This is a genomic window from Pseudoxanthomonas suwonensis 11-1, assembly GCF_000185965.1.
In the GTDB taxonomy this organism is placed as follows: domain Bacteria; phylum Pseudomonadota; class Gammaproteobacteria; order Xanthomonadales; family Xanthomonadaceae; genus Pseudoxanthomonas; species Pseudoxanthomonas suwonensis_A.
Genome location: NC_014924.1, coordinates 2,184,425 through 2,203,801 on the forward strand (window position 1 = coordinate 2,184,425; position 19,377 = coordinate 2,203,801).

18 protein-coding genes are annotated in these 19,377 nt (G+C 71.5%); 4 read left to right on the plus strand and 14 right to left on the minus strand.

From position 1 onward, the window contains the following. Window positions 1-76: 76 nt before the first annotated feature. From PSESU_RS09900 to PSESU_RS09910, 3 genes are all read right to left on the minus strand, one after another. Window positions 77-1,696, minus strand: coding sequence for an N-acetylmuramoyl-L-alanine amidase (locus PSESU_RS09900; RefSeq protein ID WP_013535641.1), 1,620 nt, complete (start codon window positions 1,694-1,696; stop codon window positions 77-79). 81 nt (window positions 1,697-1,777) lie between these two features. Continuing rightward, complete coding sequence (tsaE, locus tag PSESU_RS09905; protein WP_013535642.1) at window positions 1,778-2,254, minus strand: tRNA (adenosine(37)-N6)-threonylcarbamoyltransferase complex ATPase subunit type 1 TsaE; 477 nt, start codon at window positions 2,252-2,254, stop codon at window positions 1,778-1,780. Then, window positions 2,254-3,759 (minus strand): NAD(P)H-hydrate dehydratase, encoded by a 1,506-nt coding sequence (locus tag PSESU_RS09910; RefSeq protein WP_013535643.1) that lies wholly within the window; start codon window positions 3,757-3,759, stop codon window positions 2,254-2,256. Before PSESU_RS09910 ends, tsaE begins: the two co-directional genes overlap by 1 nt. Before the next feature lie 59 nt (window positions 3,760-3,818). Here PSESU_RS09910 and queG point away from each other — a divergent pair, with 59 nt between their 5' ends. The 4 genes from queG (at window position 3,819) to PSESU_RS09930 (ending at window position 8,925) form a co-directional block, all read left to right on the plus strand. Further along, window positions 3,819-4,904: a tRNA epoxyqueuosine(34) reductase QueG gene (gene queG / locus PSESU_RS09915; RefSeq protein WP_233275213.1), complete on the plus strand. Its 1,086-nt coding sequence runs from the start codon at window positions 3,819-3,821 to the stop codon at window positions 4,902-4,904. Window positions 4,905-5,472: 568 nt separating this feature from the next. Next, window positions 5,473-6,828: an exodeoxyribonuclease VII large subunit gene (xseA, locus tag PSESU_RS09920; protein ID WP_013535645.1), complete on the plus strand. Its 1,356-nt coding sequence runs from the start codon at window positions 5,473-5,475 to the stop codon at window positions 6,826-6,828. Window positions 6,829-7,217: 389 nt separating this feature from the next. After that, on the plus strand, window positions 7,218-8,363 hold the full coding sequence (locus PSESU_RS09925) for a glycosyltransferase family 4 protein (protein WP_013535646.1): 1,146 nt from the start codon (window positions 7,218-7,220) through the stop codon (window positions 8,361-8,363). Beyond that, window positions 8,344-8,925 carry a phosphatase PAP2 family protein gene (locus PSESU_RS09930; RefSeq protein WP_013535647.1) on the plus strand — a complete coding sequence of 194 codons (582 nt, stop codon included), beginning with the start codon at window positions 8,344-8,346 and terminating at the stop codon, window positions 8,923-8,925. The genes PSESU_RS09925 and PSESU_RS09930 overlap by 20 nt, the downstream gene beginning before the upstream one ends. On the opposite strand, the gene PSESU_RS09935 is transcribed toward PSESU_RS09930, so the two are convergent. The 11 genes from PSESU_RS09935 to rpoE all read right to left on the minus strand — a co-directional run bounded on the left by PSESU_RS09935 (window position 8,922) and on the right by rpoE (window position 19,257). After that, complete coding sequence (locus PSESU_RS09935) at window positions 8,922-9,839, minus strand: carbon-nitrogen hydrolase family protein (RefSeq protein WP_013535648.1); 918 nt, start codon at window positions 9,837-9,839, stop codon at window positions 8,922-8,924. The genes PSESU_RS09930 and PSESU_RS09935 overlap by 4 nt on opposite strands. After that, window positions 9,836-10,438, minus strand: coding sequence for a GNAT family N-acetyltransferase (locus PSESU_RS09940; protein WP_013535649.1), 603 nt, complete (start codon window positions 10,436-10,438; stop codon window positions 9,836-9,838). The genes PSESU_RS09935 and PSESU_RS09940 overlap by 4 nt, the downstream gene beginning before the upstream one ends. A gap of 42 nt (window positions 10,439-10,480) precedes the next feature. Beyond that, a complete protein-coding gene (recO, locus tag PSESU_RS09945) occupies window positions 10,481-11,215 on the minus strand; it encodes a DNA repair protein RecO (protein ID WP_013535650.1) in 735 nt (244 codons plus the stop codon). Window positions 11,216-11,242: 27 nt separating this feature from the next. Beyond that, a complete protein-coding gene (gene era, locus PSESU_RS09950; RefSeq protein WP_013535651.1) occupies window positions 11,243-12,166 on the minus strand; it encodes a GTPase Era in 924 nt (307 codons plus the stop codon). A gap of 12 nt (window positions 12,167-12,178) precedes the next feature. Continuing rightward, entirely contained in the window at window positions 12,179-12,871 is a 693-nt protein-coding gene (gene rnc / locus PSESU_RS09955; protein ID WP_013535652.1) for a ribonuclease III, read from the minus strand. After that, a complete protein-coding gene (locus tag PSESU_RS09960) occupies window positions 12,858-13,244 on the minus strand; it encodes a DUF4845 domain-containing protein (protein ID WP_041764100.1) in 387 nt (128 codons plus the stop codon). Before PSESU_RS09960 ends, rnc begins: the two co-directional genes overlap by 14 nt. A gap of 29 nt (window positions 13,245-13,273) precedes the next feature. Beyond that, window positions 13,274-14,074, minus strand: a complete 801-nt coding sequence (gene lepB / locus PSESU_RS09965; protein WP_013535654.1) for a signal peptidase I — start codon at window positions 14,072-14,074, stop codon at window positions 13,274-13,276. 64 nt (window positions 14,075-14,138) lie between these two features. Continuing rightward, window positions 14,139-15,932 carry a translation elongation factor 4 gene (lepA, locus tag PSESU_RS09970; RefSeq protein WP_041764101.1) on the minus strand — a complete coding sequence of 598 codons (1,794 nt, stop codon included), beginning with the start codon at window positions 15,930-15,932 and terminating at the stop codon, window positions 14,139-14,141. 155 nt (window positions 15,933-16,087) lie between these two features. Further along, window positions 16,088-17,584 (minus strand): Do family serine endopeptidase, encoded by a 1,497-nt coding sequence (locus PSESU_RS09975; RefSeq protein WP_013535656.1) that lies wholly within the window; start codon window positions 17,582-17,584, stop codon window positions 16,088-16,090. A 99-nt stretch (window positions 17,585-17,683) separates the two neighbouring features. Beyond that, complete coding sequence (locus PSESU_RS09980) at window positions 17,684-18,631, minus strand: sigma-E factor negative regulatory protein (protein ID WP_013535657.1); 948 nt, start codon at window positions 18,629-18,631, stop codon at window positions 17,684-17,686. Continuing rightward, window positions 18,628-19,257 carry an RNA polymerase sigma factor RpoE gene (rpoE, locus tag PSESU_RS09985; RefSeq protein WP_013535658.1) on the minus strand — a complete coding sequence of 210 codons (630 nt, stop codon included), beginning with the start codon at window positions 19,255-19,257 and terminating at the stop codon, window positions 18,628-18,630. Before rpoE ends, PSESU_RS09980 begins: the two co-directional genes overlap by 4 nt. Between the last annotated feature and the right edge of the window lie 120 nt (window positions 19,258-19,377).

The following is a 19,377-nucleotide window of genomic DNA, read 5'->3' on the forward strand; positions in this document are numbered from 1 at the left end:
GGCGGCACGCGGCCGTCAGGAGAATCAGGCGTGATGATAGCCGCCGCGGTGGCGGCACGCCGGCCCGGCGTATGGATCAGGGCGTGCCGCCGGTCCCGCTTGCGGCGACCAGGTCGGCCTCGGCACGCATCGCGAACAGCGTGCCCGGCGGCGGCTGCCGGCTGAAGTAGGTGGTGATGCCGTCGAGCACGGCGCCAGCCACCTTGCGCTGGAACGATGGATCGACCAGGCGCGCCTCCTCCTCCGCATTGGAGATGAAGGCGGTCTCGACCAGCATCGCCGGCATGTCCGAGGTGCGCAGCACCGCGAAGTTGGCGCGCTCGATGTTCGGCTTGTGGTTGTTGCCCACGCGCTTGAGGCCACCAAGCACGTGCACCGCCGCGTCCTCGGAGGCACGCATGTGGCCGCTCTGGGCCAGGTCCAGGAGCACGTTCGCGAGCACGGCCTCGGTCTGCTGCAGGCGCACGCCACCGACCAGGTCGGCCGCGTTCTCCTTGTCCGCCAGCCAGCGCGCACGCTGCGAGGACGCGCCCTTGGTGGAGAGCACGTACACCGAGGAGCCGCGTGCGTTGCGGTTCTCGGCCGCGTCGGCGTGGATCGAGATGAAGATGTCGGCCTTGGCCGCACGTGCGCGCTGGGCGCGCATGGGCAGCGGGATGAACACGTCGCTGTCGCGCACCAGGAAGGCCTTCAGCCCGGGCGTGGCGTTGACCTGGCGCGCCAGCTCGCGCGCCATGGCCAGGGTCACGTCCTTCTCGCGCTTGCCGGTCGGACCGACGGCGCCGGGATCCTGGCCGCCATGGCCGGCGTCTATCGCCACGACCAGCGGCCGCGCCGAGGAGGCATTGGGCAGCGCGCGCACCGGCGCCGGGGCGGCGGCGACGCTCTCCGTATCCGGGGTCGCAGTGGCCGGGGTCGCGGGCGAAGTGGAAGCAGGAGACGGGGCCGATGCCACGCTGGCGCCAGCACGACCCTCGAGGATCGCCTGCGGCGACACGCCGGGCGCAGCAGGCGCAGTCGCGGTGGTCGACCCAGGCGTCGAGGCGGCGGGCACGACCGCCTGCGCGGCCGGCGGGTTCGCACGGCCGGCCTGCACCACCTGCGCGGTCAGCAGGGCGGTGGCACGCGCGGCTTCGGCACGGGCATCGGCATCGCTGGCCGCGGTGTTACTGGCGGTAGCGGTGGCGGGAACCGGGCTGGTGGTGGCTGGCGCCGTAGCGGCACCTGTCGCGGCGCCGGCGGCGGCGGTAGCCCGGGCAGCCGCGGTGGCCGTCGCCGCCGGTCGGGCCGGTCCATCGCCGGGCCATTCGATCACCAGGCGGGCGCCGCCCGGCATGGATTCGGTGCGCACCGGCAGGCTGGCCACGGGCTCGGCCAGCTCGAAAACGATGCGGTAGGTGCCAGGCACCGGCTGGCCGGTGCGCACGCCGGTCACCAGACCGGTGGGCGCGGGCAGCTTGAGGCCGGCAGCGGCATGGGACTCGGGCAGATCCACCACCAGGCGGTGGGGGCCGGCCAGGGTCATGGTCTTGAACTCGCCAGCGCCCTGCAGCTGGACCTCGGCACGGGTGCCGGTGGCGCCCTGCTGCAGGCTCAGGCCCTTGATCTCGCCGGCCAGCGCCTCGCCCACGCAGCCGGCCGCGGCGAGCGCGAGGCCCGCCGCCAGCACGCCGATTCGGGCGACCAGATGGCACATGGGCCGGATTCAACCATCTGCCCGCGTGCATTGCAAGTGAAATTCCCTTATGAATCCGCCACCTGGGGAACCTTCTTGCGATCAACCGGCAGGAAGAGGCTGCAACCGCCCATTCAGGTCGAGCCCGGCCAGCCAGTTGTGGCCCGCCTGGCTCAGCGCCTCCAGCCGCGCGGTACGTCCTGTCCCGGCAACCGCCAGATGCACGGCCAGGTCGGCTTTTGGCAGGGCACCGAGGCCGCGCTCGGGCCACTCGACCAGCCACAGCGTGGCCTCGTCGCCGTCCAGGCCAAGGAAATCCAGTTCGCCGGCATCGGCTATGCGGTAGAGGTCCAGGTGCCAGGCCTCGCCACCGGCAACCGGATAGCGCTCGACCAGGGTGTAGGTGGGACTGCGGACCGGCCCCTGTACGCCCAGGGCGCGCAGCAGGGCGCGCGCCAGGCTCGACTTGCCGGCGCCAAGGTCGCCATGCAGGTGGACCACCGCACGCGGCGGCCGGCTCGCGGCCAGGGCGTGGCCCAGTTCGTCGGTGGCCTCGGGGCCGGGAAGTTCGATCTGCATCAGGAAACTGCCTGCGAAGAAGGGGGATTGGCCAACCGCCGCAGCCACGGCAGCAGGTCGGACGGCAGCAGGCCGCGCTGGCCGCCCTCGCCTGCCGCGGCGTCGCCGGCGAGGCCGTGCAACAGGGCGCCGGCACATGCAGCCTGGAACGCGTCCAGGCCCTGCGCACGCATCGCGGCGATGGTGCCGGTGAGCAGGTCGCCCATGCCGCCGGTAGCCATGCCCGGATTGCCGGCATCCAGCACGCAGGGCAGCTCGCCCGGCGCGGCGATGATCGAGCCGGCACCCTTGAGCACCACCACGCACTGGTAGCGCTGCGCGAGTGCGGAAGCCGCTGCATGACGGTCGGCCTGCACCTCGGCGATGCTGCTGCCGAGCAGGCGAGCAGCCTCGCCCGGATGCGGGGTGAGGATCGCGTCGCCCGGCTGCACCGGCGCTTCGGCCAGCAGGTTCAGCGCATCGGCATCAAGCACGCGTGGCAGCGCGCTTTCGAGCACCTTGCGGTAGAGCGGCGCGCCCCACCATGAGCTGCGGCCGAGGCCCGGGCCGCAGGCGATCACGCTGGCGCGGCCGAGCAATGGCACCAGCGCGTCGGCATCCTCCACCGCATGCACCATCGCCTCCGGGCGTCGCGCCAGCAGTGCGGTCACGTGCGCTTCGCGGGTCGCGGCGCTGGCGAGTCCGGCACCGCTGCGCAGGGCGGCTTCCACCGCCAGCAGCACCGCGCCACCGCCACCATGGTCGCCACCGACACAAAGCACGTGTCCGGAGCGGCCCTTGTGGCTGTCGCGCAGGCGCGGCGGCAACCACTGGCCCAGCGCGGAGGCATCGAGCAGGCGTGCGCAGGGCGAGGCATGTTCCGCGTAATCGGCGGCATCGACCTGCAGCGTGTCCAGCAGCAGCTCGCCCACATGGTCCAGCGCTGTACCGGTACGAAGACCGGCGTGGTGGACGATGAATTGCAGGGTGCATTCCGCACGCAGGGCGACACCGGGCGCGCTGCCGCGGTCCGCGTCGATGCCCGAGGGCACGTCGAGCGCGAACACCGGCGCCTGCGCGGCATCCAGCGCTTCGACCAGGGCGGCCAGCGACGTGCGAGGCGCCGACGCCAAGCCGATGCCCAGCAGCGCATCGACCAGCACGTCGGCCTCATCCAGCGCGCAGGGAAAACCTTTACTGGTGCCGCCCGCAGCCGCGTAGTCGGCGGCCGCGCGCAGCGCCAGCGGCGTACGTGGCTCCACACCTTCCGGCAGCACCACGCGGACATCGAACCCGGCTTGCAGCGCGAGCCGGGCCAGCACGAAGCCGTCGCCGCCGTTGTTGCCGCCACCACAGGCAACCACGATCCGTCGCGCCCGGGGCCAGCGTTCGCGAAGTACCCGCCAGGCGGCCGCACCGGCGCGCTGCATCAGCACATAGCCGTCGCCTCCGAGCATGGCGGTGGCCTCCTGGTCGATCCGGCGGGCGGCGCGCGTGTCGAACAGCAGGGTGGCGGTCGTAGGCATGGGCCAATTCTAAGCCCGCGCCAGGGCCGGCGTTGGCGGGCGGCTCCTATAATCGGGGCATGTCCCCCACCCTGCCCGCAAGCCCGGCCGAGCCCGCGGCGATCGATCTCGTGGCCGCCACCCGACGGGTGCGCGAGCTGGCGCGCGAGCACGGTTTCCAGCGCTGCGGCATCAGCGGCGTGGACCTGGCCGAGGACGAGGCGCATCTGCGCGACTGGCTGGCCCAGGGCCTGTACGGGACCATGGAATGGATGGCACGCCACGGCACCGCGCGCAGCCGCCCGCAGGAGCTGGTACCGGGCACGGTGCGGGTGGTCTCGGTGGGCCTGGACTACGGCCAGGACGACGAGGCCGCCTGGCAGACCCTGGCCGATGGTCGCCGCGCCTATGTCGCCCGTTACGCGCTGGGCCGCGACTACCACAAGCTGATGCGCAACCGCCTGCAGAAACTGGCCGAGCGCCTGCAGCAGGAATTCGGCAGCTTCGGCTACCGGGTGTTCGTCGACTCGGCGCCGGTGCTGGAGCGCGCGCTTGCGCGCAACGCGGGCCTGGGCTGGATCGGCAAGCACACCTGCCTGATCGACCGGGATGGCGGGTCCTGGTTCTTCCTCGGCGAGATCTACCTGGACCTGCCACTGCCGGTGGACCCGCCGGCCAGCGCGCACTGCGGCACCTGCAGCCGCTGCATTCCCGCATGTCCCACCGGCGCGATCACCGCGCCCTACCGGGTCGACGCGCGACGCTGCATCTCCTACCTGACCATCGAGCACGACGGCGCCATTCCCGCGGACCTGCGCCCGGCGATGGGCAACCGCATCTTCGGCTGCGACGACTGCCAGCTGGTCTGCCCCTGGAACAAGTTCGCGCGGCGCACCGACGAACCCGATTTCCGCGCGCGCAACGACCTCGACCGGGCCACCCTGGCCCAGCTGTTCGCCTGGGAAGAGGACGAGTTCCTGCGCCGCACCGAAGGCAGCGCGATCCGTCGCAGCGGCCACGAGCGCTGGCTACGCAACATCGCCGTGGCCCTGGGCAACGCGCCGACCACGCCCGAAGTCATTGCCGCACTCGAGTCGCGGCGCGGGCATCCTTCGGCGCTGGTTCGCGAGCACGTGGCCTGGGCGCTGGAGCGGCATGGCCGGTGATGGGATTCGTGATTCGTGATTCGTGATTCGTGATTCGTGAATGGTGATTGGTGATTGGTGAGTCGGGATTGGATGCGGGTTCCCTAGGTTGCGGCATTCGCCGGGACGACGGGGTTGCTGGAGGGATCCGTAGCCCGGATAAGCGCAGCGCATCCGGGACCCGGGACGGACACGACCGAAGGTGGTCGAGTGCGTCTGCAAGCCTCTCTCCCATGGGGTAAGGCGGAATCGCCGCTTGGGCACCCGACCCTCACTCCTGCCCCTCTCCCAGCCGGAAGGGGAGCCACAGGAACGAAACCGCGGCCCGCAAAGCGCCGGAAGACGCGGCACGCCGGGGTATGGCGCAAGCAGGCCATGGATGGCCTGCGGTCGCGCGTTGGAGCCATGGACGGCGGAGTCGCGCGATGCGTCATACCCACGCGCTGCCGCGGCCCCGTCCGAAGCCAGCGCCCTTGATGCCGTTGCGTTTGCTGGTTTCCTCGCATCCAGCCTTCACTCCCTCCCCAGCCAGTCACCGGCGCCGCGCACTTCGCCGCGCTATGCTGTCCCGCCGCCTGCAGTGCCCGTGATGCCCGAGCAGAACTCCATCCTCACCCCCGCCCAGCTCAACACGCTGGCGCGCGACCTGCTGGAAAGTGCGTTCCCGCTGGTCTGGGTCGAGGGTGAGCTGGGCAACGTCACGCGGCCGGCTTCCGGGCACCTGTACTTCAACCTCAAGGACGCGCGCGCCCAGGTGCGCTGCGCGATGTTCAAGCCCAAGAGCCAGTGGCTGAAGTTCGCCCCGCGCGAGGGCCTGAAGGTGCTGGCCCGTGGCCGCCTTACCCTGTACGAGGCACGCGGCGACTACCAGCTGGTGCTCGACCACATGGAAGAGGCCGGCGAAGGCGCGCTGCGTCGCGCCTACGAGGCACTGAAGGCCAGGCTCGAGGCCGAAGGCCTGTTCGACCCCGCACGCAAGCGCCCGCTCCCGGCTTGGGTGCGGCGCGTGGCGGTGATCACCTCGCCCACTGGCGCCGCCGTACGCGACGTGCTGAGCGTGCTTTCCCGCCGCTGCCCGCTGCTGGACGTGGAGATCCTGCCCAGCCTGGTGCAGGGCGACACCGCCGCTCCGCAGATCACCTCGCTGTTGCAGCGCGCCGGCGCCAGCGGCCGCTACGACGCGATCCTGCTGGCACGTGGCGGCGGTTCGCTGGAAGACCTGTGGGCGTTCAACGACGAACGCCTCGCCCGCGCCATCGCCGACTCGCCGGTGCCGGTGGTCTCCGCGGTCGGGCACGAGACCGATTTCACCCTGGCCGACTTCGCCGCCGACGTGCGCGCCCCCACGCCCTCGGTCGCCGCCGAACTGCTGGTGCCGGACCGGCGTGACCTGCTGGCCCGCATTGGCAGCCTGCACGGGCGCCTGCATGGAACCCAGGGCCACCGCCTGCGCCAGGCCATGCAGCGTGCCGACCGTGCCGCGCTGCGCCTGCAGGCGCAGTCGCCCCGGAACCGCCTGCGCCTGCTGGGCCAGCGCCAGGAGGCCCTGCGCCGGCGCCTCGAGACCCGCTGGCGCGAACAGCTGCAGCAGCACCACGCCCGCGTGCGCCATGCCGGCGCGGTATTGCGCGCGCACCATCCGCAGCGGCAACTGGCGCGCTTGCGTGAACGCCTGCAGCGGCTGCGCGCGCGGCCCCAGGCGGCCATCGCCCGCGTGCTGCAGCGTGATGCGCTCAAGCTGCGTGCGCTGGCCCGCTCGCTGGAGGCCTGCAGCCCGCTGGCCACGGTCGCCCGCGGCTACTCCATCGTGACCACCGCCGAGGGCGCGCTGGTGCATTCCACTGCGCAGGTGGCTGCGGGCGACCGGGTACAGGCGCGGCTGCGCGATGGCAGCGTGGTGCTGTCGGTGCAATCAGTCAGGCCGGATCCGCCGCCGCAACCGTGAATCCGGCCGCGCGCCTTCTTCGCGCACGTAGGCGAAGGCGCTGCGTCCGGAGGCGTCTGGTCCTCGCTGACGGCCCTGGTCGGACCTTGATCCCACTGCCCGGCCTCCGGAATTGCGGCGGTCGGCTTCGACCGGCGTTGCGCGCGCGGCGGCGCAGCCATGCGCGGGATCCGCGGGCGCGGCTCCCCTGATTCCAGGCAATGCGGCGCCAGCCATGGGCCGTTGGTGCCGCGTCGCCGCGGGCTGGTGCTCGCGAACCATCCGTTGGCGCTTCGCGCGCGTGGCAGCTCCAGCATGCCGCGAGAGGACCGTGTCACCGCGGCGTCATGCGCGTGTCATCTGCGCGGCATGGGCCTCGGCCAGGCTTGCCGCAAAAGCGGAGACGGCCCATGCGCTACGCCCTGGTCACCGAAACCTGGCCTCCCGAGGTCAACGGGGTCGCGCTCACCGTGCACGGGCTGGCCCTGGGGCTGCACGAACGCGGGCATGCAGTGGAGGTCGTGCGGCCAAGCCAGCCGGCGGCCGCCGGTGGCGACGACGGCCTGTCCACCCTGCTGCTGCCCGGCGCGGCGCTGCCGCGCTATCCCGGCCTGCGCTTCGGGCTGCCGGCGGCCGGCGTGCTGCGGCGCCACTGGAGCCGCACGCGCCCGGACGCGATCTACGTCGCCACCGAAGGCCCGCTGGGCTGGTCGGCACTGCGCGCGGCGCGGCGCCTGGGGATCGCGGTGGCCAGCGGCTTCCACACCCGCTTCGACCACTACATGCGCGACTACGGCCTGCCCTGGCTACAGCCTGGCGCGCTGCGCTGGATGCGCTACTTCCACAACCAGGCCGACGCGACCCTGGTTCCCACCGCCGAGCTGGAACACATGCTGCGCGCCCAGGGCTTCCAGCGGGTCGTCCGGCTCGCGCGCGCGGTGGATACCGCCCAGCTGTCGCCCGTGTTCCGCGACCGGGCGCTGCGGCGCCTGTGGGGTGCCGGTGCCGGCAGCCTGGTGGTGGTCCATGTCGGCCGCATCGCCCCGGAAAAGAACCTCGATCTGGCGGTACGTGCATTCCGCGCGCTGCAGCAGCAGCGGCCCGATGCCCGCTTCGTGTGGGTGGGCGATGGTCCGGCACAGGCGGCGCTGGCGCGCCACAACCCCGACTTCGTGTTCTGCGGCGTGCAGCGCGGGCAGGCGCTTGCGCGCCACTTCGCCAGCGGCGACCTGTTCCTGTTTCCCAGCCGCAGCGAGACCTTCGGCAACGTCACCCTGGAGGCCATGGCCAGCGGGGTGGCGACGGTGGCTTTCGACGCCGGCGCCGCGCGCGAGCACCTGCGCGGCGGCGTGCATGGCGTACTTGCCCGGGACGACCCGGACTTCATCGCCGGCGCGGTGGCGCTGGCGGGCGACAGCGACGCGCGCCGCACCATGGGCGCGGCCGCGCGCGCGGCAGTGCTGCGCCTGCATCCGCGGCAGGTGGCCGCCGACTTCGACGCATTGCTGGCACAGCTCGCCCGCCAAGGAGCCCGTGATGGACATCTCGCCGCCTGAATCCCTGCGTCCGCCCTGCCCGCCCCTGCGCCGGCGCCGCGGCGTGCGGCTGGACGCACGCGAGCGCAGCTGGTGCCGGCGTGCCAACCGCTGGGGCAGACGCGGGCTGGTGCGCGGCTACTTCGCGATGGCCAGCCGGCTGGGCGATGGCGTGTTCTGGTATGCGCTGATGGCGGCGATGGCATTGCTCGGCGGCTTCCACGGACTGGCTGCGGCCATGCACATGGCGCTGATCAGCCTGGTATCGCTGGCCCTGTACCGCGGCCTCAAGCGCTGGACCCGCCGCCCGCGGCCGTTCGCGGCCGACGGACGCATCCGCGCCTGGGTGACGCCGCTGGACGAGTTCAGCTTTCCCTCCGGCCACACCCTGCACGCGGTCGGCTTCAGCGTGGTGGCACTGGCCTACTACCCGGCGCTGGCCGTGCTGCTGGTGCCGTTCACGGCCTCGGTGGCGGTATCGCGGGTGGTGCTGGGACTGCATTACCCCAGCGATGTGCTGGCCGCCACTGCGCTGGGCCTGGCCCTGGGCGGTGGCTCGCTGTGGCTGCTGGGGGCGCCCTAGCCCTGGTCGGTCGCGCCTGGGTCGGGCAGCGCGGCGAAGCCCTCGACCCGCGCGCGGGTGATCGCCGGCGCCAGTTGCCCGGACCAGTCGCGGTCGTTGGCGACCTGGGCAGTGGCACGGGTGGCTTCGAGGTGGTCGAAGTCCAGTTCGGCGATCGCCCAGGTCTGGCCGTGGCCGGCGCGGGCGAGGACCCCATCGGACGGGAAGCCGACGTCCATCGGGGCGTAGATCGCGGCATCGCCGGTATTGGCGTCCAGCGCCGGGCTCCACGGCGCCGCGCCCGCGGTCACCGCCTGGGCCACGAAGAGCCGATTCTCCAGCGCACGTGCCAGGCAACCCACGCGCACGCGGGTGGCACCGGCGTCGGTATCGGTGCAGCTGGGCACCAGCAGCAGGCGCGCGCCGGCCTCGTACTGGGCGCGCACCGGCAGCGGGAACTCGCTGTCGTAGCAGATGCTGATCCCCGCGCGCACGCCGCCCAGGTCCATCACCTTCAACGCATCTCCGGGGACGATCACCCCGGTGCGCTTCTCGAAGCCTGTCAGCTGCAGCTTGTCCTGCCACTGGTAGCCGCCATCGGGCGCGAACAGGTCGGTGCGGTTGCGGTAGCGGCCACCGCCGATATCCAGCAGGAAACTGCCGGCCGCGACATGCATGCCGGTCTCGCGCGCCAGTCCGGCAAACAGTGCCAGCCAGGCGGCGCGGTGCTGCTGGATCGCCTGCAGCGAAGCGTGCAGGTCGGAGTACACCTGCGGGCCATGGAGCGCAGCGAGCTCCAGCGACAGGTATTCGGGCAATACGGCCACGCGCGCGCCGGCGGCCGCGGCCTCGAGCAGCAGCGCGCGCTGGCGTACGGCGAAGGCTTCCCAGTCCGCGGGCTGGCCGACTTCGTAGCGGCAGGCGGCGACCTTCACGGGCTCTCCTTCCAGTCGCGCAGCCAGAACGTCAGCGCATGCTCGACCTCGCCACGGCCGATCTCCTCCCAGGGCAGGCGCACGGCCAGGCCCGGCAGGCGCGCGTAACCGCGGCGGTGCCAGAACACGTCGTTGGGACGGTAATCGGGCGGGCGGCGCGGATCTTCCGGCTCGCGGTCGACCGCGCAGAACGCGGTCCAGCGGAAGCGTCCGAGGCTGCGCGCATGCGCCTCGCGCGCATCGAAGAACGCGTGGCCGATGCCCAGGCCGCGATAGCCGGGCAGCAGTACGGACTCGCCGAAATAGAACACCTGCGCGGCCGGCAGGCCGGCCTGCTGCAGCGGTGCGACGAAGGCATCGGCGTCGTCCAGCAGCGGCAGCCCGGTGGAGGCGCCGACCACCCTGCCCTCGTCCAGGGCCAGCACCAGCACGCTGTCGCGAGAGTCGACGTAGGGCCGCAGGTAACTGCGTTCGTACTCGCTGGCGCTGTCGCCGTCGTAGAGGTACGGCCACTCGCGGAATACCGCCACCCGCAGGCGGGCGACCTGGTCGAGCCATGGTTCTATTTCGGGACCGTGGAAGCTGCGGATCTGCGGCATGGATGGCATCCGCCGATTCTAACGGCGGCGAACGTGCCGCCGTCAGCCCGCGCCACGCCCCAGGCGTTGCAGCTGGCCAGCCATCTCCCACGAGGCCAGCGGTCGTGGACCGAGATGGTGCGCGAGCACCGCGCGCAGCGGCAGGCGCAGGCTGGCCAGGTCCTCGGCGTCCGGCTGCACGTCGGCGGCCAGCGCCAGCAGCGCACGCCCGGTGGCGGCGGCATTGCGCTCGCCATGGCCACGGTCGCTCAGCAGGCGGCGCGCGCCATGCTCCGGGTCGAGCCGGTAGCGCGCCGCCGGATCCACCGGTTCGCCATCGCCATCCACGTCCAGTTCGAAGCCCACGCCCAGCGCGCCGAGCAGGTCGCGTTCGAAGCGGCGCAGGGTCCAGGCCAGCGAACCACCCTCGACCAGGGCGGCGCGGGTGCGGGCGTAGGCGTCGAACAGATCCGGCAGCGGGTCCTGGCGCGGCGCCAGGCGCAGCACCAGTTCATTGAGGTAGAAGGCGGCCAGCTGCACCTGCCCGCACAGCCGCGGCGCCGAATCCAGGGCCTCGGCGCCGCGCAGCTGGGCCAGTTCCCCGGCCAGCACCGCGTCGAAACGGATGTGCTGCAGCGGCTGCAGCGCGGCACGCAACACCTGCCGCTTGGGCGAACCCACGCCGCGGGCGACCAAGCCCAGGCGGCCGTGGCCCTCGCTTAGCACCTCGACCAGCAGGCTGGTCTCGCGCCACGGGCGGGCATGCAGGACGAAGGCGGTTTCGCCCTCGATGCGCATGTCAGCAGCCGCCGGCCATGCCGCGGCTTACTCCTGGCCGTAGCCGAAGGCCTTGAGCGCGGCCTCGTCGTCGGACCAGCCCTCGCGCACGCGCACCCAGGTCTCCAGGAACACCTTGCGCCCGAACAACCGCTCCATCTGCTGGCGCGCCTTGCTGCCGATCTCGCGCAGGCGGGCGCCGGCCTTGCCGATCACGATCGGCTTCTGGCCCTCGCGCTCGACCCAGATCACCGCGCCGATGCGCAGCAGGGCGCCGTCCTCGGCGAAGCGCTCGATCTCCACCGTGGTTGCGTACGGCAGCTCGTCGCCGAGCTGGCGCATCAGCTGCTCGCGCACCAGCTCGCCGGCCAGGAAGCGCTGGCTGCGGTCGGTAATCTCGTCCTCGTCGTAGACCGGCGGTGCTTCGGGCAGCAGCGCCAGGACGTCGGCCACCAGCGCCTCCAGGCCCTTGCGTTTGAGCGCGGAGACCGGGTGCACGGCGGCGAACTGGCGGTCCTTGCTGACCTCGGCCAGGAATGGCAGCAGGGTGCTCTTGTCCTTGAGCCGGTCGACCTTGTTGACCACCAGCACCACCGGGATGCCGGCGTCGCTGAGGACCTTGAATGCGTGGCTGTCTTCCTCGTCCCAGCGGCCGGCCTCTACCACCAGCACGGCGGCATCGACGTCCTCGACCGCGCCGCGGGCGGTGCGGTTCATCACCCGGCTCATCGCCGAGGCCTTGAACCGGCCCTCCTGGCGGTGCAGGCCGGGGGTGTCGACCAGCAGCATCTGGCCGCCCGGCACCGTGGCGATGCCCAGCAGGCGATGCCGCGTGGTCTGCGGGCGATTGGAGACGATGCTGACCTTGGCCCCGACCAGGGCATTGACCAGGGTGGACTTGCCGACGTTCGGGCGGCCGACGACGGCTACGCTGCCGCAGCGATGGGAGGCTTCGTTGTTTCCGGGATTCACGTATTGGACCGTCTATGGCTGCCGGAGCGGGGGCTCCAGCCATTCCAGCACTGCCGCTGCCGCGGCCTGTTCGGCCAGGCGGCGCGAGGTGCCCTGCCCTTCGGCGCTGGCCGGAGGCTCGCTCAGGGTACACCGGGCGAGGAACACCTTGGCGTGATCCTCACCGCTTTCGGAGACCAGCTCGTAGGCCGGCAGGGGTTTGCCCCGGCCTTGGAGCCATTCCTGCAGGCGGGTCTTGGCGTCCTTGCCGGGCTGGCCGACCGGCAGCGCGGCGATGGACTGCTCGAACCAGGGCAGCACGTGGGCCCGGCAGGCGTCGTAGCCGGCGTCCAGGTAGATGGCCGCGACGACCGCCTCGAGGGCGTCGGCCAGGATCGAATCGCGGCGGAAGCCGCCGGACTTCAGCTCGCCCGGCCCGAGGGTCAGGCGCTCGCCCAGCTGCAGCTCGCGGGCGATGACCGCCAGCGAGGCCTCGCGGACCAGTTCGGCACGGGCCCGGGTGAGGACGCCCTCGTCGGCCTTGGGCCAGCGCTGGTACAGGGCCTCCGCGGCGATCAGGTTGACCACCGCGTCGCCGAGGAACTCCAGCCGCTCGTTGTGCGGGGAGCCGGCGCTGCGGTGGGTCAGCGCCTGTTGCAGCAGCGACGGATCGGCGAACGCATGGCCGATCCGGTCGCGCACTACGGTGCGGTCATTCCTCGCCACTACCACCGCGCCGGGTAAGCGCCTGGCTGGCGTCGAAGTTGCCCACCACGTCCAGGTTGTAGACCAGCGGACGACGCACCTCGTAGCTGACGTTCATCACCCAGCCGCCGTCGGCGCGCTCGAACTTCACGTTCTGCGGCTTCACGTTCTCGGAATAGTTGATGTACAGGCGGCGGAAGAACAGGTCCTGGATGCGCGCAGGATTCATGTCCGCCACGCCCGGCTCGTTGGACAGGCCCTTCAGGGCCGACTTCACCGCGTAGTACTCCTGGTACATCGGGAACAGCTTCATCCCGATGTAGGCCGCGAAACCCAGTACCGCCAGCACCACCAGGAACCCGATAAGGCTGAGACCGCCCTGCTTGCGCTTCATTGCCATTCCCCCAAAGGGCGCCATGCGCCCTACTTGATCGACGTCCCGATCCGCGAAGGATCGAAACTCCCCGTGCAGAACCAACCCTCGCAGTTCAGCCAGATCAGGAACGCCTTGCCGCGGAGGTTCTCCTCCGGCAGGAAGTGCGTCTGGGTCCAGAACCGGCTGTCCTCGCTATTATCACGATTGTCGCCCATGACGAAATAGTGGCCCTCCGGCACGGTCCACTCGCCCTGGCCGGACGGCGCGGCGCGGTCGATCCACTCCAGCACGCTGTGGTCGCGGCCGGGCAGGTGCTCGGTCAGCAGGGTCGCGCCGTTCATCTCGGCACCGCGGCCCTGGCCCACGTACTCGCCGATCGGGGTGTACCGCATCGCCTCCCCGTTGATGTACAGGGTGTCGCCGCGAAAGGCGATCTGGTCGCCGGGCAGGCCGACCACGCGCTTGATCCAGTTCTGGTCGGGGTCGTGCGGCGGCTTGAACACCACCACGTCGCCGCGCGCCGGCTCGCCCAGGGCGACGACCTTGTGGTTGTTCACCGGCAGGCGCAGGCCGTAGGAGAACTTGTTGACCAGGATGAAGTCGCCGATCAGCAGGTTCGGCATCATCGAGCTGGACGGGATCTTGTACGGCTCGGCGATGAAGCTGCGCAGCACCAGCACCGCGGCCAGGACCGGGAAGAACGCACGCGAGTAGTCCACCACCGCCGGCTCCTCGTCCAGCAGCCCCGCGGTCGCGGCGCGGCGCCTGGCGAAGAACAGCCGGTCCAGCAGCCAGATGATGCCGGTGGCGAAGGTCAGTACCACCAGGCCGATCTCAAACCATTTCATGCTCAGTCCTTGCGACGGATTCCGGGGGGGCGCCGGGCGCGGCCGGGGGCGCCGCGCCGGTGCGTCACTTGCTGTCCACCTGCAGCACGGCGAGGAAGGCCTCCTGCGGGATCTCCACCCGGCCGACCTGCTTCATGCGCTTCTTGCCTTCCTTCTGCTTCTCCAGCAGCTTCTTCTTGCGGCTGATGTCGCCGCCGTAGCACTTGGCCAGCACGTTCTTGCGCAGCGCCTTGACCGTGGAGCGGGAGATGATCTGCGAGCCGATCGCGGCCTGGATGGCCACGTCGAACTGCTGGCGCGGGATCAGGTCCTTCATCTTCTCGCACAGCTCGCGGCCGCGGCGGTCGGCGTGGCTGCGGTGGACGATGATCGACAGGGCGTCCACGCGGTCGCCGTTGATCAGGGTGTCCACGCGCACGAACGGGCCGGCGTCGAAGCGCAGGAAGTGGTAGTCCAGCGAGGCGTAGCCGCGGCTGACCGACTTGAGCTTGTCGAAGAAGTCCAGCACCACCTCGGCCATCGGCAGCTCGTAGCTGATCTGCACCTGGCTGGCCATGTAGGTGATGCCCAGCTGGACGCCGCGCTTCTCCTCGCACAGCTTGATGATGTTGCCGATGTACTCCTCGGGGGTGAGGATGTTGGCGCGGATGATCGGCTCGCGGACTTCCTGGATCAGGTTGGCCTGCGGCAGCTTGGCCGGGTTGTCCAGCGGCATCACCGTGCCGTCGGTCCTCAGCACCTCGTAGACCACGGTCGGCGCGGTGGTGATGAGGTCCAGGTCGTACTCGCGCTCCAGGCGCTCCTGCACGATCTCCATGTGCAGCATGCCGAGGAAGCCGCAGCGGAAGCCGAAGCCCATCGCCTCCGAGCTTTCCGGCTCGAAGCGCAGCGCGGCGTCGTTCAGGCGCAGCTTCTCCAGCGCCTCGCGCAGGTCCGGGTAGTCCTCGGCGTTGACCGGGAACAGGCCGGCGAACACGCGCGGCTGCATTTCCTGGAAGCCGGGCAGCGCCGACGGCGCCGGGTCGCCGGCCAGGGTCAGGGTGTCGCCCACGGGGGCGCCGTGCACGTCCTTGATCGAGGCGGTGATCCAGCCCACTTCACCGGCACGCAGCGCAGGCAGTTCCTTGCGCTTGGGGGTGAACACGCCGACCTTGTCCACTTCGTGGGTGCGACCGGTCGACATCACCAGGATCTTGCTCTTGGCCTTGATCTCGCCCTGCATCACCCGCACCAGCGAGACCACGCCCAGGTAGTTGTCGAACCAGGAATCGATGATCAGCGCCTGCAGCTTGTCGGTGTCGCGCGGCTGCGGCGGCGGGATGCGGTGGACGATCGCCTCCAGCACCTCGCCCACGTTCAGCCCGGTCTTGGCGCTGACCGCGACCGCGTCGCTGGCGTCGATGCCGATCACCGCCTCGATCTCGGCCTTGGCGCGGTCGATGTCGGCGGTGGGCAGGTCGATCTTGTTGAGCACCGGCACCACTTCCAGGCCCTGCTCCACCGCGGTGTAGCAGTTGGCCACGGACTGGGCCTCGACGCCCTGGGCGGCGTCGACCACCAGCAGCGCGCCCTCGCACGCGGCCAGCGAACGGCTGACCTCGTAGGAGAAGTCGACGTGGCCGGGGGTGTCGATGAAGTTCAGGAAATAGGTGTTCCCGTCCTTGGCCTTGTACGGCAGGGACACGGACTGGGCCTTGATGGTGATGCCACGCTCGCGCTCGATCGGGTTCGAATCGAGCACCTGGGCTTCCATCTCGCGCGCCTGGAGGCCGCCACACAGCTGGATGATGCGGTCGGCGAGGGTCGACTTGCCGTGGTCGACGTGGGCGATGATGGAGAAGTTGCGGATGAACCGCATGGAATCTGAAGACATGAGGGGCGGCGGTCTCGGCCGTCGTCGGGTAGCTGCGGATTATCGCACGCCGCACGGGGTTCCACGGGTTGCCCGTGGACTCCCGGCCCGTACACCCCGCGGATCGGTGCCCGGCCATGCGGGCCGGGCACCTGTCCGGTTCATTCCTGGCCGCGCACGGTCAGGGCGACGAAGCTGGTGGCCCCGCTCGGGGCACGGACCAGCAGCATCACCGCGTCGCCATCGGCGGCCGAACGCAGCTCGCGCTCCAGCGCGGCCACGCTGCCGACCGGGGTACGGCCGACACGCAGGATCACCATGCCCGGGGCCAGGCCGGCCTCGCGGGCCTCGGCGCTGTCCACGCCGGTGATGCGCACGCCCTCGTTGGCGCCCAGGCCCAGCTGGCGCCTGGTGGCGGCATCCAGGTCGGACACCCGCAGGCCGATGCGGCCGGCCGGCACCGCGGCCTGGGCAGCCGGACGCGGGGTGGCGCGGGCATCGCCCGGGGCCTCGCCCAGGGTCACGCCCAGCTCGCGCTTGCGGCCGTCACGCATGACTTCCAGGCGGGCCTTGGAGCCCGGCTGCAGCATGCCGATCATCGGCGGCAGGTCGCTGCTGCGGTTCACCGCCTGGCCGTTGACCGACAGGATCACGTCGCCGATCTCCACCCCGCCCTTGGCCGCGGCGCTGTCCGGCTCGACGCTGTTGACCAGGGCGCCGGTGCTGCTGGACAGGCCCAGGGCCTTCGCACGGGCTGCATCGATCTCCTGCACCACCACGCCGAGCATGCCGCGGCTGACCTTGCCGGTCTTCTTGATCTGCTCTGCCGCGTTCATCGCCAGGTCGATCGGGATGGCGAAGCTCACGCCCATGTAGCCGCCCGAATTGCTGAGGATCTGCGAGTTGATGCCCACCACCTCGCCGGAGGTGTTGAGCAGCGGGCCGCCGGAGTTGCCGCGGTTGATCGCCACGTCCGTCTGGATGAAGGGCACGTACTGCTGGCCCTGGCCCTGGCCGCCACTGCGGCCCAGGCCGCTGACGATGCCCGCGGTGACCGACTGCTCCAGGCCCAGCGGCGAACCGATCGCCACCACCCACTGGCCCGGGCGCAGGGCCGAAGAGCTGCCCAGGCGCAGCGCCGGCAGGCCGCTGGCGTCCTTGCCCTCGAGCTTGAGCAGGGCCACGTCGTAGCCCTCGTCGCTGCCGACCAGCTTGGCCTGCAGCTCGCGGCGGTCGGCCAGGCGCACGGTGATCGCCTCGGCACCGTCGACCACGTGGTGGTTGGTCAGGATGTAGCCGTCGCCGATCAGGAAGCCGGAACCGACCGCGCGCGAGGGCGAGGCCTCTGGCATGCCGAAGCCGGGGCCGAAGAAGCGGCGGAAGATCTCCGGCATCTCCTCCTCGCCCGGCATGCCGCGCGAGGCGGTGCGCGCACCCACCCGGGCCTCGATGTTCACCACGCCAGGGCTGACCTGCTCCACCAGGCGGGTGAAGTCGGGAAGACCGGTCACCAGCGGCGCCGCGGGCGCGGCCGGGGCAGCGGTGGTGGCGAGGGCGGCCGGCGCGGCCGGGGACGGGGACGGCTCCCGGGCGCAGGCGACGAGCGGAAGGCTCAGCGCCATCGCGACCAGCAGGGGATTGCGCACGCGTGCAGTCATGTACGGGACCTCATCGTTGCATGGGGAAAACTGGCACGGCCTGCCGCTGCCACCCACGACGCAGGTGGCGATGGAAACGACAGGTGGCCGGGACGCCAGTCAGCGCGACGGCGTGTCTTCGGCGGGGGCTTCACCGGCCTGCGCCGGCACGTTGCCGTCGCCGTCGTTGGCCGGCAGCGCAGGCTCGAACGGATAGAACGGACGACTGGCCTGGCCGGATTGTGCGCCGGCTCCGCCGAAGCTGGCGGTGAAGGCGCCCGACGGCTGCGGCAGCACCGCCCGCGGCCAGGGCCGGGCATGCGGCGTGGCGGCCGAGGCGAACGGATCCCGGGCGGTGGCCTGGCCGGCGAACGGTGCAGCCGGCAGGCTGGCCACCGCGGCACCGGAATCGACCTGGCTGGAAGCGGCCGGGGCGACGACCTCGCGCACCGAGGCCACCATCGGCAGCGGTTCGGGGGCCACCGGCTGGACCCGGGCCGGGCGCGGCGCCGGACGGGCCGCGGTGGCGGCTCCAGGTTCGGCGGCCGCCAGATGGGTGATCGGCCGCGGCTCAGGCACGGCTGGCAGCGGCGCCGGCTCGACCTCGACGGACCGGGCCGGAAGATCCGGCGTGCTGGCCACGGTCGTCGCGGGAATCCCGGCCTCCAGGCCCGGCCCGCGACCCTGGCCCATGAACAGCGCGACCACCGCGACCGAGGCCGCCAGCGCCGCGGCGCCACCACCCCAGCGTGCCCAGCCGCGGCGGGCGCCGTCATGGGTACCGGTCGCGGCGACCTGGACGCCCTCCTCGCGGATGGCCACGGCCACCGCGGCGGCGAAGCCCGGGGCGGCCATGCGCCCGAGCCGGCCACGCATGGCCTCGCCGTAGAGCTGCCAGCGCTCGTAGCCATCGGCCAGCTCCTGGTCGTGCTCCAGCCGGCGCAGCAGGAAGCGCGCCTCGTCCGGCGCCAGGGCGCCATCGACGAGTGCCGACAGCTGCTGGCGGTAGTGGAGTTCCAGCCGGTCGACGCCGGCGGCGTCGTTGCGGGTGTTGGGATCCTGGCTCATGGTCTGTTTCGTTCCCGGGTAGCGCTTTGGACCTCGAGCAGCGGCCGAAGTTCAGCGTCGATCGCTTCGCGGGCCCGGAAGATGCGCGAACGCACCGTGCCGATCGGGCAATCCATCTTCTGCGCGATCTCGTCGTAGCTCAGGCCCTCCACCTCGCGCAGGGTGATGGCGGTCCTCAATTCCTCCGGCAGCGCGTCCACCGCCTTCATCACCGTCCGCTCCAACTCCTCGCGCATGGCCTCGCGCTCGGGGGTGTCGGTGTCGCGCAGGCGGGTGCCGACGTCGTACTGCTCGGCGTCGCTGGCGTCGATGTCGTCCGTCGGCGGGCGCCGGTTGTGGGCGACCAGGTGGTTCTTGGCGGTGTTCACTGCGATCCGGTGAAGCCACGTATAGAACTGGGCGTCGCCGCGGAAGTTGCCGATCGCGCGGTAGGCGCGCACGAACGTGTCCTGGGCGACGTCCTGGCACTCGCTCCAGTCCTGCACGTAGCGGCCGATCAGGGCGACGATCCGGTGCTGGTACTTGCGCACCAGCAGGTCGAACGCCGCCGTCTCGCCACGCTGCACGCGACGGACCAGTTCGAGGTCCAGTTCCTGGGGTGGATCCTTTTGCGTTCCTTCGGCCATGCCGGGCCGTACTCCTGTCGGCGCGGCCGAGCCGTGCCATGTGACCGCCACCGCCGGGAAAAGTTCAGCGACCTGGCGCGGGCCGCTTCCGGACTGCACATTCTGACCTGCCCGGACCGC

What these genes read in the sequence shown, in the direction of transcription:
- tsaE (WP_013535642.1), bottom strand. Translation starts at nt 2,254, where the DNA reads ATGCAGATCGAACTTCCCGGCCCCGAGGCCACCGACGAACTGGGCCAC.
- recO (WP_013535650.1), bottom strand. Translation starts at nt 11,215, where the DNA reads ATGCGCATCGAGGGCGAAACCGCCTTCGTCCTGCATGCCCGCCCGTGG.
- queG (WP_233275213.1), top strand. Translation starts at nt 3,819, where the DNA reads ATGTCCCCCACCCTGCCCGCAAGCCCGGCCGAGCCCGCGGCGATCGAT.
- PSESU_RS09940 (WP_013535649.1), bottom strand. Translation starts at nt 10,438, where the DNA reads ATGCCGCAGATCCGCAGCTTCCACGGTCCCGAAATAGAACCATGGCTC.
- rpoE (WP_013535658.1), bottom strand. Translation starts at nt 19,257, where the DNA reads ATGGCCGAAGGAACGCAAAAGGATCCACCCCAGGAACTGGACCTCGAA.
- PSESU_RS09900 (WP_013535641.1), bottom strand. Translation starts at nt 1,696, where the DNA reads ATGTGCCATCTGGTCGCCCGAATCGGCGTGCTGGCGGCGGGCCTCGCG.
- lepA (WP_041764101.1), bottom strand. Translation starts at nt 15,932, where the DNA reads ATGCGGTTCATCCGCAACTTCTCCATCATCGCCCACGTCGACCACGGC.
- PSESU_RS09975 (WP_013535656.1), bottom strand. Translation starts at nt 17,584, where the DNA reads ATGACTGCACGCGTGCGCAATCCCCTGCTGGTCGCGATGGCGCTGAGC.
- xseA (WP_013535645.1), top strand. Translation starts at nt 5,473, where the DNA reads ATGCCCGAGCAGAACTCCATCCTCACCCCCGCCCAGCTCAACACGCTG.
- PSESU_RS09980 (WP_013535657.1), bottom strand. Translation starts at nt 18,631, where the DNA reads ATGAGCCAGGATCCCAACACCCGCAACGACGCCGCCGGCGTCGACCGG.
- PSESU_RS09960 (WP_041764100.1), bottom strand. Translation starts at nt 13,244, where the DNA reads ATGAAGCGCAAGCAGGGCGGTCTCAGCCTTATCGGGTTCCTGGTGGTG.
- lepB (WP_013535654.1), bottom strand. Translation starts at nt 14,074, where the DNA reads ATGAAATGGTTTGAGATCGGCCTGGTGGTACTGACCTTCGCCACCGGC.
- PSESU_RS09930 (WP_013535647.1), top strand. Translation starts at nt 8,344, where the DNA reads ATGGACATCTCGCCGCCTGAATCCCTGCGTCCGCCCTGCCCGCCCCTG.
- PSESU_RS09925 (WP_013535646.1), top strand. Translation starts at nt 7,218, where the DNA reads ATGCGCTACGCCCTGGTCACCGAAACCTGGCCTCCCGAGGTCAACGGG.
- PSESU_RS09910 (WP_013535643.1), bottom strand. Translation starts at nt 3,759, where the DNA reads ATGCCTACGACCGCCACCCTGCTGTTCGACACGCGCGCCGCCCGCCGG.